The 14853-nt window shown below is 65.5% G+C and carries 14 protein-coding genes; 6 read left to right on the top strand and 8 right to left on the bottom strand.

Annotated elements, in window-relative coordinates:
- Positions 1-28: 28 nt before the first annotated feature.
- The 5 genes from A3ES_RS0102555 to A3ES_RS0102535 form a co-directional block, all read right to left on the bottom strand.
- Complete coding sequence (locus A3ES_RS0102555; RefSeq protein ID WP_020385204.1) at positions 29-481, bottom strand: hypothetical protein; 453 nt, start codon at positions 479-481, stop codon at positions 29-31.
- A complete protein-coding gene (locus tag A3ES_RS0102550) occupies positions 478-1857 on the bottom strand; it encodes a DUF4331 domain-containing protein (protein WP_020385203.1) in 1380 nt (459 codons plus the stop codon). Before A3ES_RS0102550 ends, A3ES_RS0102555 begins: the two co-directional genes overlap by 4 nt.
- 76 nt (positions 1858-1933) lie before the next feature.
- Entirely contained in the window at positions 1934-2206 is a 273-nt protein-coding gene (locus A3ES_RS0102545) for a twin-arginine translocation signal domain-containing protein (protein ID WP_020385202.1), read from the bottom strand.
- A 259-nt stretch (positions 2207-2465) separates the two neighbouring features.
- Positions 2466-3215: an anti-sigma factor gene (locus tag A3ES_RS0102540; RefSeq protein WP_020385201.1), complete on the bottom strand. Its 750-nt coding sequence runs from the start codon at positions 3213-3215 to the stop codon at positions 2466-2468.
- Positions 3216-3414: 199 nt separating this feature from the next.
- Positions 3415-4080, bottom strand: a complete 666-nt coding sequence (locus A3ES_RS0102535; RefSeq protein WP_020385200.1) for a fasciclin domain-containing protein — start codon at positions 4078-4080, stop codon at positions 3415-3417.
- Positions 4081-4494: 414 nt separating this feature from the next.
- Between A3ES_RS0102535 and A3ES_RS0102530 the strand changes: the two genes are divergently transcribed.
- The 3 genes from A3ES_RS0102530 to trxA all read left to right on the top strand — a co-directional run bounded on the left by A3ES_RS0102530 (position 4495) and on the right by trxA (position 7717).
- Complete coding sequence (locus tag A3ES_RS0102530; RefSeq protein WP_020385199.1) at positions 4495-6282, top strand: cytochrome c biogenesis protein CcdA; 1788 nt, start codon at positions 4495-4497, stop codon at positions 6280-6282.
- A gap of 104 nt (positions 6283-6386) precedes the next feature.
- On the top strand, positions 6387-7361 hold the full coding sequence (gene trxB / locus A3ES_RS0102525; protein ID WP_020385198.1) for a thioredoxin-disulfide reductase: 975 nt from the start codon (positions 6387-6389) through the stop codon (positions 7359-7361).
- A gap of 17 nt (positions 7362-7378) precedes the next feature.
- Positions 7379-7717: a thioredoxin gene (gene trxA, locus A3ES_RS0102520; RefSeq protein ID WP_020385197.1), complete on the top strand. Its 339-nt coding sequence runs from the start codon at positions 7379-7381 to the stop codon at positions 7715-7717.
- Positions 7718-8052: 335 nt separating this feature from the next.
- Here the strand turns inward: trxA and A3ES_RS0102510 are convergent, their stop codons facing one another.
- From A3ES_RS0102510 to A3ES_RS0102500, 3 genes are all read right to left on the bottom strand, one after another.
- Positions 8053-8511 carry a hypothetical protein gene (locus A3ES_RS0102510; RefSeq protein WP_020385195.1) on the bottom strand — a complete coding sequence of 153 codons (459 nt, stop codon included), beginning with the start codon at positions 8509-8511 and terminating at the stop codon, positions 8053-8055.
- A gap of 475 nt (positions 8512-8986) precedes the next feature.
- The gene (locus tag A3ES_RS0102505) at positions 8987-10321 is read right to left on the bottom strand and encodes a GGDEF domain-containing protein (RefSeq protein WP_020385194.1); all 1335 of its coding nucleotides are present in this window, start codon (positions 10319-10321) and stop codon (positions 8987-8989) included.
- Between the two features lie 167 nt (positions 10322-10488).
- Complete coding sequence (locus A3ES_RS0102500) at positions 10489-11748, bottom strand: MFS transporter (RefSeq protein WP_157630282.1); 1260 nt, start codon at positions 11746-11748, stop codon at positions 10489-10491.
- A gap of 239 nt (positions 11749-11987) precedes the next feature.
- Between A3ES_RS0102500 and A3ES_RS50920 the strand changes: the two genes are divergently transcribed.
- From A3ES_RS50920 to A3ES_RS50915, 3 genes are all read left to right on the top strand, one after another.
- Positions 11988-12893 carry an AbiTii domain-containing protein gene (locus A3ES_RS50920; protein WP_020385192.1) on the top strand — a complete coding sequence of 302 codons (906 nt, stop codon included), beginning with the start codon at positions 11988-11990 and terminating at the stop codon, positions 12891-12893.
- A gap of 113 nt (positions 12894-13006) precedes the next feature.
- Positions 13007-14164 carry a hypothetical protein gene (locus A3ES_RS0102490; RefSeq protein WP_020385191.1) on the top strand — a complete coding sequence of 386 codons (1158 nt, stop codon included), beginning with the start codon at positions 13007-13009 and terminating at the stop codon, positions 14162-14164.
- Between the two features lie 29 nt (positions 14165-14193).
- Positions 14194-14634, top strand: a complete 441-nt coding sequence (locus A3ES_RS50915) for a hypothetical protein (protein WP_157630281.1) — start codon at positions 14194-14196, stop codon at positions 14632-14634.
- Positions 14635-14853: the final 219 nt, after the last annotated feature.

The following is a 14853-nucleotide window of genomic DNA, read 5'->3' as shown; positions in this document are numbered from 1 at the left end:
GACGGTCCGCTGCGGCCCGGCGGGCCGGTTACTGCTGCCAGTCGGCCTCGGTGACCTTGCCGCCGACCACGTCGACGGTCAACTGGACGGGGCCGTCGGGCATCACGTACAGCTCGTAGCTGCCCTCGGGGACGTCGAAGAAGACTGCCGAGTAGACCGTCTCCCCCTCAGGCGATGACCGGGGAACGACCGCCACGTGCGGGAACCCATGGCTGTGCTCACCATGGCTGTGCTCACCATGCCCATGACCGTGACCATGCCCATGACCGTGCTCGTCGCTGCGCCGGTGGCGAGCGGCCAAGGGTTCCTCGGCTGTCCAGCCGGCCGGTCGCCGTTCGATCTCGACGTCGTCCAGCTCGGCCGGCATGGTCAGCACGATCGCGCCGACACCGTCGCCAATGTCAAGCAGCACCGAGGAGCCTTTGCCCGCATGGGGATTCTCCTCGGCATTGGTCAGCGGCTTGGTGACTGGCGCGGTCATGACGCAGCCGCGATACCCGGCTTGGACTGATAGCCGCCACCCGGCGTCCCGAGGTACGGGAACACCTTCAGGTAGTCGGAGTTCGTGTTCGACGTCCCGTCCTTGACCGCCGAGGCGGCGCCGTCGGGCTTGTACGATGGGTCGACCAACGGGATCGTCAGACCGGCGATCGCCCGGATCTCGACCGTGACGACGTCGTCGAAAACCCTTCGTCCGTTCGGGAATCCGGCCGCGTCGCCCGCCACCAGACCGAGCGGGTTCGGCGTCTTCGCCGGCGGTACGGCGACGTTGAGCCGCAGCATGTCGGCCTGCACCGGACCGGTGTAGTTCTGGAACCCCGGTACGACGCCCTTCGGAATCCCAGTCAGCAGGATCGCAGCGAGGTCGGCGCGAGGCTTCTTGTAGGCCGCCAAGTTCGGGAACACACCCGGGTAGAGCGCCGGCAGCAGTCCGGCCAGCTCCGGCTTGGTCACGTACTGCGCGTACTTCTTGTCCTCCGACGGCGGCCGGCTGTTCCACTTGTCCTTCTCGGCCATCGGCACGATGACCTCGTTGAACAACGGGTTGCCCAGTCGCGAGACCTGCTTGTGCGGACCGTGCCACAGCGAGATCCCGAGCAGGACGTCGAAGATCTTCGACTGCTGGCGGCTCGCGGTGGCGTAGACGCCGATGACCGACTTCGGGTCCAGCACGTCGGTCGGCTTCTTGCCGTCGCGGGTCAGGTCCGAGATCGGGACCTGCAGAGCGATGGTGTGCACGTTCGAGCCCTGCAGACCGTTGACGCCCATCGCCGCGGCGGACGGGATCAGGTGGGCCGCCTGGAACGGACGCAGCGTACCGAGGTCGAAGATCGAACCGAGGTCGGCGAAGAACCCGTCGGCGCGCTGGCCGGCGAACACCTTGCGGTTCGTGCCGATGGTGTGAATCGCCTCGCCTGCCAGCTTGGCGTAGTTCGGCGTACTGCGCGGGCCGACGTTCACCGGCGGCGCGGCAAGGTCGCGGGCCAGGATCCGCGAGCGGCCGTTCTCGACCCGGGTGACCGAGTAGTACTGCGGCCGGTTCCAGGTGCTGTCCTTGATCGACGTGATCGGACCCGTGTTGTACAGGAAGGTCTTCTTGTTCCGGATCTCGGCACGGAAGCGGAACTGGTAGCTGATGTCGGCCTTGCCGTCACCACCGTTCGAGATGTGGATCTGGTACAGCACGTCGTCGCCGAACTCGTAGAAGTTCGGCCCACCGAACGGGTTCTGGAACGGGATGAAGTTGGCGATCAGCGTCACCGTGTCCGGCTTGTCCGGGCTGACGAACGCGTACACGTCGGTGTTGTCGGCGACCGGGTCCTTCGAGATCTCCGGCGCTTCGCGATGCGAAGACATGAAAGTTCCTCCAGTTAGGGGGGCGAGCTCAGGAAGACAGGCCCGCCGAGCGACGGTCCTGCCGGGTCCGGGACGGTCAGGCGGTCCTCACACCCGCGAGACGAGCGGCCAGATCCCGGTCGGTGATCAGCACCTCGCGCTGGCCGACCATGATCGCCATCTCGCCCTTCTGTACGTCCTTGACGTGGACGACGAATGACTCGGCGCCGGCCAGATCCGCCTGCTCGAGCTGAGTCGCGGCGTCGGCCGGCTGCTCGCCGAAGATTTTCGGCGCGGCGATCGCCCCGGCCGCTGCGACGGTTCCCGCTCCCGCGAACACCAGGAAACCGCGCCGTGTTGCGTCACTCATGACTGTTCCTCTCCTTCATCCCTGCCTGGGCTCCCGGCGAGCGCCAGGGGCCCGAAACCTCGGCTGTAGATGCGACCCAGTCGCATGTATTGTGATCTGGGTCACAACCACAGCTACGAGGCCATTCGGTGCAGCTGTGCGGGTGGATGGGTGGAAAGTTCGTTTTTTCCGGGACCGGTCCTCGTCCCGACGCCACGAAAGAGCCGGTCCCACCCGCTGGTTGCGGGTGGGACCGGCTCGTTCGTGCTGGGGCGGGTGGCTAGGTGGTGAGTTGAACGACTGGCTGGAGGACACCACCGCTGGGCAGGGTGGGAGTGGTGGAGCCGTCGCGTGGTTCGATGGTGACGCCGAGGGCGACCTTGCCGGCCACGCCTCCATTCACCACGGTCGGGTGCGGGGACTTTCCGTCGGTCAGACCGATGGACCGGGCGTTGCGTGAGCCGTCGATGAGCCACAGCTGGTACGTCTTGCGGCCGGTGAGAGGTTTGAGGCCGCGGACGAGTACGACGGCCGCGTCCTGCTGCTGGGACATGACCACGGTTGCCTGGCCGCCGCCGGTGACGGCACCGTGAACGGTTCGGGTGTCGGACTGGGCGAGGATTGTCGCGGCTTTGGTGCTGACGGCCGTCGTTTCGGCGTTGGCGCGGTACTGGTCGAGCGCGACTGCTCCACTGGTGGCGATAGCGAGAAAGGCGGCAGCCAGGGTCAGTGAACGCCGCAGGACTTGTCTGGGAGCGTGACGGGACCGGCCATGAGCGTGGGCGGGGATGACGGGCGGAAGCTGCCGGACGCGGTCAGTGGCTGCCATCACCGTGGCTTTGAGCCGTGCCGGTGGCTGCGTGGCGACGCTCGCGCTGAGTTTGGTGACGGCCTCGCGGAGGTCATGAACATCGGCGGTGCAGTCGGTGCAGATGGCGAGGTGCTGCTCGAAGCCGGCGCGCTCGTCGGCGTCGACCGCGTTCAGGACGTAGGGGCCGGTCAGGGCATGAATGTCTGGTGTCAGTGTCACGTGGTGTCGCTTCCCTGGAGCCGTCGCGGTCTCGGAGCGGTCGGGCCGTTTCGTGTCCTCGTGTGGGGGTGGTGCGGAGCTGGGACGGTGGTGCCTCCCTGTCCAGGGAGGCACCACCGCTTACTGCTGGGCCGGAGTCACCATGATCTGGTGTCCTGGCTTGGTGAGACCGGCCCGGTGATGCCGGTCGACGGGATCGTCAGGCCGCCGGCGGCATCAGTACGGTGTCGATCAGGTACACGGTCGCGTTGGCGGTCTTCACGCCGCCGCAGATGACCTTGGCGTTGTTGACCATCAGGTTGTCGCCGGAGCCGGTGACGGTGACAGCGCCCTTCTGCACGGTGGTCTGCTTGCCGACGACCGCGGTCGGGTCGAGCTGGCCGGCCACGACGTGGTAGGTCAGGATCTTCGACAGCAGGGCGTCGTCCTTCTTGAGCGTCTCGATCGTGGCGGCCGGGATCTTCGCGAAGGCGGAGTCGACCGGCGCGAAGACCGTGAACTCGCCGCCGTTGAGGGTGTTGACCAGGTTGACCTTGGGGTTGAGCTTGCCGGAGACCGAAGCGACCAGGGTCTTCAGCAGCGGGTTGCCGGAGGCGGCGGTGGCCAGCGGGGCCGCGGCCATGCCGTCGACCGAACCGGCGCCGGTCGGGTTGGCCTTGGCGTAGTCGGCGCAGCCCGGGCCGACCAGGCCGGCCGCGTTGTCCATCGAGGCGGAGGCCGACGGCGTCTCGGCGGGAGCCGAGGTGGAGGTGCTGGTCGAGGGGGTCGAACCGGCGTCGTCGTTGCCGCCGCCACAGGCAGCGGTGACGAACAGCAGGGACAGTGCGGACGCGGCGAGGCCGACGCGGACGATGGTCTTGGACATGACGAGATCTCTCTTTCGGTGAGGTGACTGAGCCGGGGCGACTGGTAATTCCGGCGAAGACCGTCAATTACCCGGCGTTGTCGCCACCAGTTGCTGGTGAGTCGCTTTGTGCGTCTCGCAGCTGACATCGGGACTTCGGCGCTGTCCCCGACCTGGATGGGTGCACCGGCGAAATTTCTCAGCACTCCTACCGCACGGTCATCTGCGGCGTCCCTCAACGGGTTGCCGACCGCCCGTCAGGACGAACCCTCAGGTCACAGGCCACCGGCGCCAGGGGAGCGGTGCGCAACTCCGAAAACATTTGAGGTAAGGCCGCGGTAATCAAACAAATACCGCTGTCGGCCCATCCGTGGAGCTGGTTTGAATCGAAGTGGGAGTGTCTCTGTTGAAATTCTTTCGAGTTGGAGCGACCCCATGTTGACGCTGGCCTTTATCGGATTGGTGGGCGGGCTGATCACCGGAGTCTCTCCGTGCGTCCTGCCCATGCTGCCGATTATTTTCTTCGCCGGAACCAAGACCGAAACGACAGCCCCCGGCAAGCGCGGCCGCAAGACTGCAACCGCCGGCGGGGCAGACGGCGACGTGCTTGTCGCGGAGCCAGACTCCGCAGAAACGGTGAAACCGCGGCGCGACTTCCGCCCGCTGAAGATCATCGCCGGCATCATCGTCAGCTTCAGCCTCTTCACCTTGGCCGGATCCGTCATCTTGTCCGCGCTCGGCCTGCCTGACAGTTTCCTGCGCTGGGGCGGCCTCACCATCCTGACCCTGGTCGGCCTCGGCCTGATCTTCCCCGCCCTCGGTCACTGGATCGAGAAGCCCTTCTACCGGCTGCCGAAGATCAACAAGAACAACAACGGCGCCTTCGTTCTCGGCCTCGGACTCGGCACCCTGTACGTCCCGTGCGCGGGACCGGTCCTGGCCGCCATCACCGTGGCCGGTGCCACCGGCAACGTCGGCTGGCGCACCGTCGTGCTCACGGTCACCTTCGCCATGGGCGCCGCACTCCCGCTGCTGATCTTCGCCTCCGCCGGATCGCGGATCTCCCAACGAGTCAAGGCTTACCGCAACCACCAGAAGGGCTTTCGGATCGGCGGCGGGATCGTCATGATCCTGCTCGCGATCGCGCTGGCCTTCAACATCACCGACGTCATTCAGCGCTCGCTGCCGTCGTACACGAGTGGGCTGGAGAAGAAGGTCGCCGAGAACAAGACCGTCCAAGGCGTGCTCGCCCCGGCGCTCGGCCAAGGCGGCCAGGAACTGGCCAAGTGCACACCCGGCGCTGCCGAGCTGACCATGTGCGGCGCGGCGCCGGAGTTCACCGGAACGCAGAAGTGGTTCAACACTCCCGGCGGCAAGCCCGCCACCTTGGGTGAGCTGAAGGGCAAGGTCGTCCTGGTCGACTTCTGGGCCTACTCCTGCATCAACTGCCAGCGCGCCACACCGCATCTGCTGGCGTGGGACAAGGCGTACAAGTCACTGGGCCTGGAGATCGTCGGGATCCACTCGCCGGAGTTCGCGTTCGAGAAGAGCGCCGGCAACGTCGAGTCGGCCATCCGCAAGGAAGGCATCACCTACCCGGTCGGCCAAGACAACAACCTGGCGACGTGGACCGAGTACCGCAACCAGTACTGGCCGGCCAAGTACCTGATCGATGCCGGGGGCACCGTCCGGTCGATCAAGTTCGGTGAAGGCAGCTACGGCCAGACCGAGGACCAGATCCGCCAACTGCTGAAGGACGCGAACCCGAACGTCCAGCTCCCGGATCCCGTCGACGGCAGCGTCCAGGCCGACACGATCGGTGCCGACGGAACCACCCCTGAGTCCTACCTGGGCTACTCCAGAGCAGCCAACCTGAACGGCAGCGGCAAGCTCACCCCGAACAAGACAGTCGCCTTCGGCCTCAACGCGGCCCAGCCCGACGACACCTACAGCCTCGGCGGGAACTGGGTCGTCGGCACTCAGAGCGTCACCTCCACCGAGGGCTCGCAGAGCCGGCTGAACTTCAACGCGGCCAAGGTCTTCCACGTCCTGTCCGGCGAAGGCACCGTCACCGTCTCGATCCCCGGTCTGCCCGACAAGACGATCAAGGTTTCCGGTACGCCGAACGCCTACCAGCTGGTCGATCTGCCCGGCCAGCAACGCAAGACCATGACCGTCGTCTACAGCCCGGGTCTGTCCGCCTTCACCTACAGCTTCGGCTGAGCCGGTCTGCCCAGACCGGGCACCTCCAGCTGCAGGCCGGTCCGTGACAGCCCCCTTCCGGGCCGGTCTGCATCCCACGTCCACTGCAACGAGAAAGTCCCCTCATGAACGAGTCCAACGTCCGCAACGTGATCATCATCGGCTCCGGCCCGGCCGGATACACCGCCGCGGTCTACGCCGCCCGTGCACAGCTCGCGCCGCTGGTCTTCGAGGGCTCCGTCACCGCAGGCGGCGCGTTGATGACCACCACCGAGGTCGAGAACTACCCCGGCTTCGCTGAAGGCATCATGGGCCCCGCCCTGATGGATCAGATGCGGACCCAGGCCGAGCGGTTCGGCGCCGAACTCGTCGCCGACGACATCGTCTCGGTGGACCTGACCGGCGACATCAAGTCCGTCACCGACTCGGCCGGCGCTGTCCACCACGCCAAGACCGTGATCCTGACCATGGGGTCGGGGTACCGCAAACTCGGCCTGCCCGACGAGGAACGCCTGTCCGGACACGGCGTGTCCTGGTGCGCGACCTGCGACGGCTTCTTCTTCCGCTCCCACGAGATCGCCGTCGTCGGCGGTGGCGACACCGCTATCGAGGAAGCCACCTTCTTGACCCGGTTCGCCGACAAAGTCACCATCGTCCACCGCCGCGGCGAACTGCGCGCGTCGAAGATCATGGCCGACCGCGCCTTCGCCAACCCGAAGATCGACTTCGCCTGGAACGCCGAAGTCGCCCAGATCCACGGCGACGACAAGCTCACCGGCGTCACCTTGCGCGACACCGTCACCGGCCATACCCGCGAACTGCCGATCACAGGCCTGTTCATCGCGGTCGGCCACGACCCCCGCTCCGAACTCGTCAAAGGCCAGGTTCACCTGGACGACGAGGGCTACGTCCTAGTCCGGTCCGGTTCGACCAGGACCAATCTGCCGGGGGTGTTCGCGGCCGGCGACCTGGTCGACCACACCTACCGCCAAGCGATCACCGCCGCCGGCACCGGCTGCTCCGCAGCCCTCGACGCCGAACGCTTCCTGGCCACCCTCGAATACGAAGCAGCCACCCAGCCCATCTCCTGCCTGACCTGACCCCCAAGGACCCGATCATGAGCGACAAACTGACCGATGTCACCGACGCCGACTTCGACACCGCCGTGCTGGCCAGCGACAAGCCCGTCGTCGTCGACTTCTGGGCCGAATGGTGCGGCCCCTGCAAGCAGGTCACCCCGATCCTCGAGGCGCTGGCCGGCGAGCACGGCGACAAGATCACCTTCCTGAAGATGAACATCGACGAAAACCCCGCCACCCCCGGCATGTACGGCGTGATCAGCATCCCGACCATCAACGTCTACGTCGGCGGCGAGCTGGTCAAATCCATCGTCGGCGCCAAGCCCAAAGCTGCACTGCTCAGAGACCTCCAGCCCTACGCCGAGCTCGGCAACTGAGCGACTTTCAGTTCACGAGGGATCGGTTGCCCATGACAACCGAGCGCTTGGAATCTCTCAAGAAATAAAGCGAATGACCCATCCGGGTTCGCCGCAGCGCCGAAGTAGATGTGTAAGCAAAACCCCTCCCCCCAAAGCTTCAAGGAGAACACCATGGACTACCACAGCGGCCTCAACATCGTCGTCGGCCTGTACGTCGAGATCAGCTCGCGCTGGAGCGGCCACGGCGGCGGCTGGGGCCACGGCCTGCTCGGCATCTTCAACTGACCTGAAGCAGCCAAGGGCCCGCCCTGCGCGGACCTAGCGCATAGCGACACCGTCGACGCTCTCCACTGTTACTGAGTGGAGGGCGTCGCAGTCGTTGCTGATGCCCGCCGCAACGCAGAGTTCAACAGCTGCGCGGTCTCCGAGGCCGGCAAACCCAGCAGGTCGCCAGCAGCGCGATAGGTCAGCCGGCCGTGTTGTGCCAGAGCCAGCACGACGCGTTCCCGGCCCGCCCGAGAGACCGTGTCATCCAGCCCAGAGCCACACTGGCGGTACACCCGTCGTGCGAGGTGTCGGCGCATCTCGACCGGCGCCATCGGGACCGCCATTGTCGTTGCCGGGAACGCCGCCACGATCACCGCGACTACCGCGGCCTGCGCCGAGCCCGAGTCACCGGCCACGACCTCGGCCAAGGCAGACAGCGCCGCACCGTGCTGGTCGCAGATCGCTGCCGCCGCAGGTTCAGCCAGCGAGGCCCGGCCCTGCGTCAAGCCGAGCGGTGTCTTTTTGTGGGTGAGCGTCTTGACCATTCGATCTGACTCCTTCACGTCTCACACGGCGAGTGACCGGCAAAGACCGGAACAGCCGCGCGAACGAGCGGCACAGGCCGCATTTCAACTCACCGTACCGTTCTTGCTACGCACCGCCCCCGACGGCCCGGGTTGAGCGCTTGCGGCGCGGCTGGCGTTCGTCCTCAAGAAGCCGGCGACTTGCCTTGCTCATCCCCGCAACCACTGAGGCCGCAGACTCAGCCCTGGCCGTCCTGGATCGCAGGTCTGGCCGTTTCGAGCAATGTCTCAGTTTGATCTCGACCCACGGCGGACCGATCTGCACCTGGGCACGTCCGAACTGACTGTGCAGCAACTCGTCGCCGCTACCCGCGGTGGTAGGTACTGCTGAGGCGCCAGTACTCGACCATCCCGTGCGCCGTTGGACCGAACCCACGGGGTGAAGGTCCCGGCAGTATCGCCCTCGACCCGTGGGTTCCGGCTGAGAATCGTTCAGTTAGCGTGAACTGGCGGGAGCTACGACGATCCGGTTACGGCCGGCGTCCTTGGCGGCGTACTGGGCTTTGTCAGCGGCTTCGACGAGCAACTGCAGGGTACTCGCGGCATCTGGGAAGGTGGCAACCCCGACGGAACAGGTCAGGTTGTCGATGACCTCGGTTTGGCCTGCTTGGCTGTTCACTCGCACCGACAGGCCCTCGATACGGCGCCGGATGCGTTCGGCAATCTCCGCCGCGTCAACAGGGCTGGTGCTGGGAAGCAGTACGGCGAATTCCTCGCCGCCGAGCCGACCGACGAGGTCGTCAGCCCTAGTGGCTCGCTGGAGCTCGGTGGCCACAGCCTGAAGCACCTGCTGGAGTTCGGCGGCAACGGTCTGTAGGACTTTGTCGCCGGCATCGTGGCCGTGAGTGTCGTTGATGGGCTTGAAGTAGTCCAGGTCGACGTACAGCAAGCTCACCGGTGAGTTGGTACTGGTGGCGCGCTCGAGTTCTTTGCTGGCCATATCGTGCCAGAATGCCGCGTTCACCAGGCCGGTCTTGGTGTCGGTACGGGCCGCGGTCTGGAACTGGCCAGCCAGCAACCCGTACTGCAGGCCGAGGACGGGAACAAGCAGGAGCGGACTCGCCCACGGCTGCTCTAGGAGGAGGACTGCCGCCGCTACTCCGAGGCCGAGCGAGCCCAGACCCACGAAGTGGTCGGTGAGCCGACCGAGCATGTCGCGGGCCTTGGTCTCCGGGCTGGACAGCAGCACTGCGCCGATGACGAGGCCGTAGTTAACGAACCAATACGCGAGCCCTGCCAGAACGAGTACGGCCAGACCGATCGGGCCGGAGGGGAAGCCGGGATACCCATCCGGAGAGAGTGCCTGCAGGACGAGCGCCGCGGCAGCTGAACCGAGAACAACCGTTGCCGTTGTAAAGACAAGCCGGTAAGCGCGGACGCGGTTCAAACGCAGCCACGAGTGCAGGTAGGTTGACACGATCAGCGCGAAGGCCAGTGGCGGAGGCAATAGCAAGACCGCGGCGAAGGTCCACATTCCCTTGAGGTTGACGTACGGCAGTCCCTCGGCCGCGAGCTCGCGCAGCTTCTCGATGCCTTTGGCTGCCTCGATATGGACCGCGGACCCCACGGCCAAGGCCACGAACCTGACCAGATCCACCGATCCGATCGGGTCAACACCGGACGCAAGCACTGGCGCGGCGAGAGCCAATGCGTCGACAGCCAGGACATAGCTCAGCAGGACAGGTGGGATCGTCCACAGCTCCCAGTTGCGCAGCGCGCGCGATCGGTCCGGGCGGCGGCGGCCGGGCCGCCGATGCCGGATACTGATCATGGAGTAACCCCCGCCTCACGTAGGTCCCACTGCCAGGGTAAGCGTCACGTCACCGAATGTCACCGTCACCTGGCAATGCGGAGAGCCCCCCTTGGGAGGAGGTGTCTGCTATGCGCAACGGCGAGTGGCACTGACATCCCCTATTCCCGATCCCGCGAACCGCCCCGTCAGGCCGGCGTGTGCGCACGCTGTGCCCGGGTGAATCCTGTGGCTGCACCGGCCGCGGCGATCACTCCGAGCACGCCGGCCGCTGCAACCACATAAGCGGGCCGCCACCGGTCCGCTGCCGTCCCTGCCAGGAGGATCCCGACCCCCTGGGCCACGATCATCACGGTGCGGGCCAGGCCGAACGCCTGGCCCCGCTGCCCGTCAGGGATGCTCTGCACGAACATCACGTTCGCCTGCAACTGATAGGCCGAGGAAAGGCCGGACACGAACCACAACAGCACCGTCACCACGAGACCCGGCTGGAAAACACAGCCGATCAGGGGCGCGCATGCTCCGATCGCCATTGGCCGGATCAGCCAGACCCGCAGCTCCGGATCCTGCCGGGTCAGCAGCAGCATCCCTGTCACCGTGCCCGCCGGGTTGGCCGCCAAGAGCACGCCGACCGCTACCGCACCGGTGACCGGACCGTTGGGCAAGGCTGCGGCGTACGGCGCGGCGAGGCCCTCGACGGTGATGTAGAACCCCATCAACGAGGCCAGCGCTACCAGGTACCGCAGACGCCGATCACTCCACACCAGTCGGGCGCCGGCCGCGATCTGCGTCAGCCAGGAAGGGCGCTGCGCCGGGTCGCCGTCGAGGGGGTAGTCACGGATCCCGAAACCGACCAGTGCTGCCGAGGCCGCGAAGGTGGCCGCGTCGACCAGCAACGTCCGATGCGCCCCGAGTGCGGCGACGAAGGCGCCACCGGCGACGAACCCCGCGACCTGAGCAAACTGCGAAGTCATGTTCGACACCGCGCTCGACTTCACGTACTGCTCGCCGGTCAGGATCGATGGCAGCAACGCGGCCCGTGCCGCCTGAAACGGCGCGGCGAACAGCTGAGCCACGACCAGCAGGACGCACAGCAGCCACAGCGGCATGCCGTGGATCGCCATCGCCGCGACCAGCGCCATCCGAGCCAGGTCGCACACCACCATCACCCGGCGCCGCGAGAACCGGTCCGCCAGCCCCGACAGCAACGGCCCGGCCAGCAGGTCGGGCAAGAAGGTCAGGGCGTACGTCAACGCCGACAGCCCAGCCGATCCAGTCCGGTCGAACACGAGAACTGCAAGCGCCACCCGGGCGAGTTGATCCCCGGCCACGGATGCCAGCTGCGCGAACCACAACGCACGGAATTCCGCGACCGCGAACACGTCGCGGTAGGTCGCCTTCGGTTCCGCTGGATCCTGACCGGGCTGCGGGGCGGGCCGGCGAGTCACCGATTCAAACTACCGGCAAATTACGATCGACGCTCGGGCAAGCCGACACACCAGGATTCGGCACAGGCGACACGGCCACCGGGCTGCCGTCTTCCCAAACGTGGGCAAGCGAGACTGCCCGCCTCGGGAAGCATCGCAGGCCGAAGATGTCCGTCGGTCGCACTACGCTCTGCAGTGGCCCTAGCGGCCCAGTCGCCCATGACCGCTATCGGTGGCTGCTGGAGAGACGAGGATTCGGAATGACTCTGTTGGATGACCTGATCAGTGGAGCAAGCGGTGAAGCGTCCGTCGCGAGTCTGCTCCGTCAGGTCAAGATTCTGGCATCCAGAACCCGCGCAGCTTTCCTCGCCGCATGGATCGAGCATGAGCTCAACGGCTACCCAGCTGACGTCGAGCTGCCGCCGTACCGCGGACCACATCAGGCGCACGTCCTGGGGCACTTCATGGGCGGATTCGGCAGGGAACTCCAAAATGTGCAGATCCCCAGCTCTGGCTGGGACAAAAAGCTCGAAGCCGCCTCCCTGTTCGAGATTGAATTGCGCGAATCCGCTGCTGAGCTCGGAAGCATGGCTGCCCAGGACAACGTCACTTTGGCGTGGAGCGCGAACATCGTTCAGAACTACAACCAGTTCGTGCAGAGCGGCTTGGTTCAGCGCATTGTCACCGGCGACATGGTCCTCGTCGAGGCCAAGATCCCAGTCTCCCGGCATCTGTTGGTCGGCGTACTCGATGCAGTACGCAACCGAATACTCGACCTCGCCCTGGAGCTGGAGAAGGTCGTACCAGATGCCGGCCAGGGAGATACATCCGACGCCGAGCAGAATCTCGCGGCGATGGTCATCACCAACCACTTCCACGGCCCCGCGAACGTGGCGATCGGCAGTTCGGGCGTCAAGCAGACGATCAAGCCACCCGCCAGGGGTGACCTCGAAGATCTCGTCCGCTATCTCCAGGATGTGGGCGTCAAACCTGACCTGATCACCAACCTCCGTACCGCAGCCGAAGAGGACCAAGAAGATCCTGGGACCGGCCAGGGACGTTGGGTGCGAGTGCGTCGATGGTTTGCCGACGTAGCCCAAGATGCCGGAACTGAGGCAATCGGCGGCGCCGTGGCGGCTGCTGCGGTCGGATTCCTCGGCGGTTGACCAGCCTTCGGCATGGCGGCGCTCCGGGCCTGTACCCCCGGTGTCCGATACGTATCCTGACCTCGTGCCTGCGCTGAAACCACACCGAGTCGCTTTCCGAATCGACTGGTCGAATGACTGACGACTCCGATGCGGCACGCCTGCCCGCGCTCGCGAACGACGCAACCGAGCTACTTCAGCTTGTCTGGGAGGAACTCGACCGCACCAGCAACTGGCCAACGTTCGAGGCGATCGACCGAACCCTTCTGAGCCGCGACGCCGATGTCGATCTCGCGGAACTCATTGGCCAGATCCCGCCGCTCTTCATGCACGGAGGCCGGCCGCAGGGCGGAGCGCGGGCCGATCCAGCCGGAAGGCTCTCGCTCACCGTCGCCGGTGTGATTGCATGCGCCAACCGTCCCGGCACTCACCAAGTACTTGAGGTGGTGGTAACAGGCGCGCGTCTTGGCGCAGATTCGTACAGAAAGGGCGATCCAGCGCTGCCTGTAGAAGTGACCTTCGACCAGGTACTCGAGGAGCTCGAACTGGACTTGCCAGAAGACGAGAAGCGTGAGCTTGGCCGACGCTCCGCGATGCTGCTCTCCTTCGAGCCCTGGACGTCGTCCAGCTCCAACAACGATGGTTTGTGGACATATAGCGTCGACCGCGACATCCGTTTCTACCGAGACGTCACAACCATCGAGCAATACTGGCATGCACGCCAGCGCCAGGAGGCTGCCCAGCAGCGAGCGGAGTCCGTCGGATCACCGGGCCCGCAGCCAACTGACAATCGGCTGGCCGGGGCACTCAGGCTCGGCCCAGAGTCTCCATCTCAATCCGGTACCCCGACGGCTGAGCGGACTTCTGCAAGCAGCGTCACTACCAACCACTTTCACGGCCCTTCGAACGTCGCGATCAACAGCACTGATGTCAGGCAGTCGATCAAGTCACCGAAAAAGTATGCCGAGGATTCGCCTCAGCGGAATCATCCTGAGCCTGCAGTAGCCTCAGTTCCCGATTCTGTTCCTAGCCCTGGCTCTAGTCCGATCGTCGTGTTCGTCGTTGCTGCCATAGGTCTCTTCGGGGTTGTCCCGGCTGTCATCCAGGCAACACACCAGATCTGGGCTCAAATCACAGCGACAGGGATGGCTGTGTGCACCGCGCTTCTGCTCGCCTTGTGCGGGCTAAAGTGGAATCGGTGGCCGCGGTTCCGGACGGCCGGTCTGGTGACTGCCGCAGTACTTGCTTTGGGCATCGCTGCGGTACTGATTGTTGGAAACGCGTCCGCGTGATCGACCGGTTCTAGTGAGACACTTCAGCAATGGCATTAAGGCTTGTGCGGCGTGAAATTTCGGGGAGTGGGATAAATCCTCCATTCGATGACGTGGCTGGTTTCACCGAGCATTGGTGGTACTCGCGAGAGCTCACCGACAAGGCGACCATGTGGTTCGCGGCCAGCGATGAGTCAGATGGCGAGGTGGCCAGAATCGAGCTCGAGCCCATGTCCACGGTAGGTCGTTCATACGGCGTAGAGGCGCCTATTGAGGGCTTCGCAGAGATCGAGTTTCTTGAGGTCCGCGAGGACTTGCGGAGGTCCGGCCACGGATCCGACGTCGTGAAACTGTTGATGGCCGCCTACCCTGGCCGGACCTTCGCGGCGCTGTCAGAGGACGCGGATCGGTTTTGGACCAGTCTGGGCTGGACGAAGTACCTGCATCGCAAGGAGCCGCGATTCAACCGGCCACTGTTCATCAGCACCTGACGGATCGGGCTCACTGACGCATGGATCGCCTTCCGCCGCGACGCGAAGTCGAACCAGTCTGCACCTCACAGTAACTCCCGCTCGAGGAGTACGTCACTGACGCCGACCGCGTCCTCAACATGCTCGTGGGCGAGACCCAGCGGATCACGCTCTACGCCGAGCGAGGTTTCGCAATTCCGCAACCGACGCCACACCAGGCGAGGCCTACGCCCGCCTCGT

Source organism: Kribbella catacumbae DSM 19601 (assembly GCF_000372465.1).
GTDB lineage: Bacteria > Actinomycetota > Actinomycetes > Propionibacteriales > Kribbellaceae > Kribbella > Kribbella catacumbae.
This window is presented reverse-complemented; position numbering and strand designations above follow the sequence as displayed.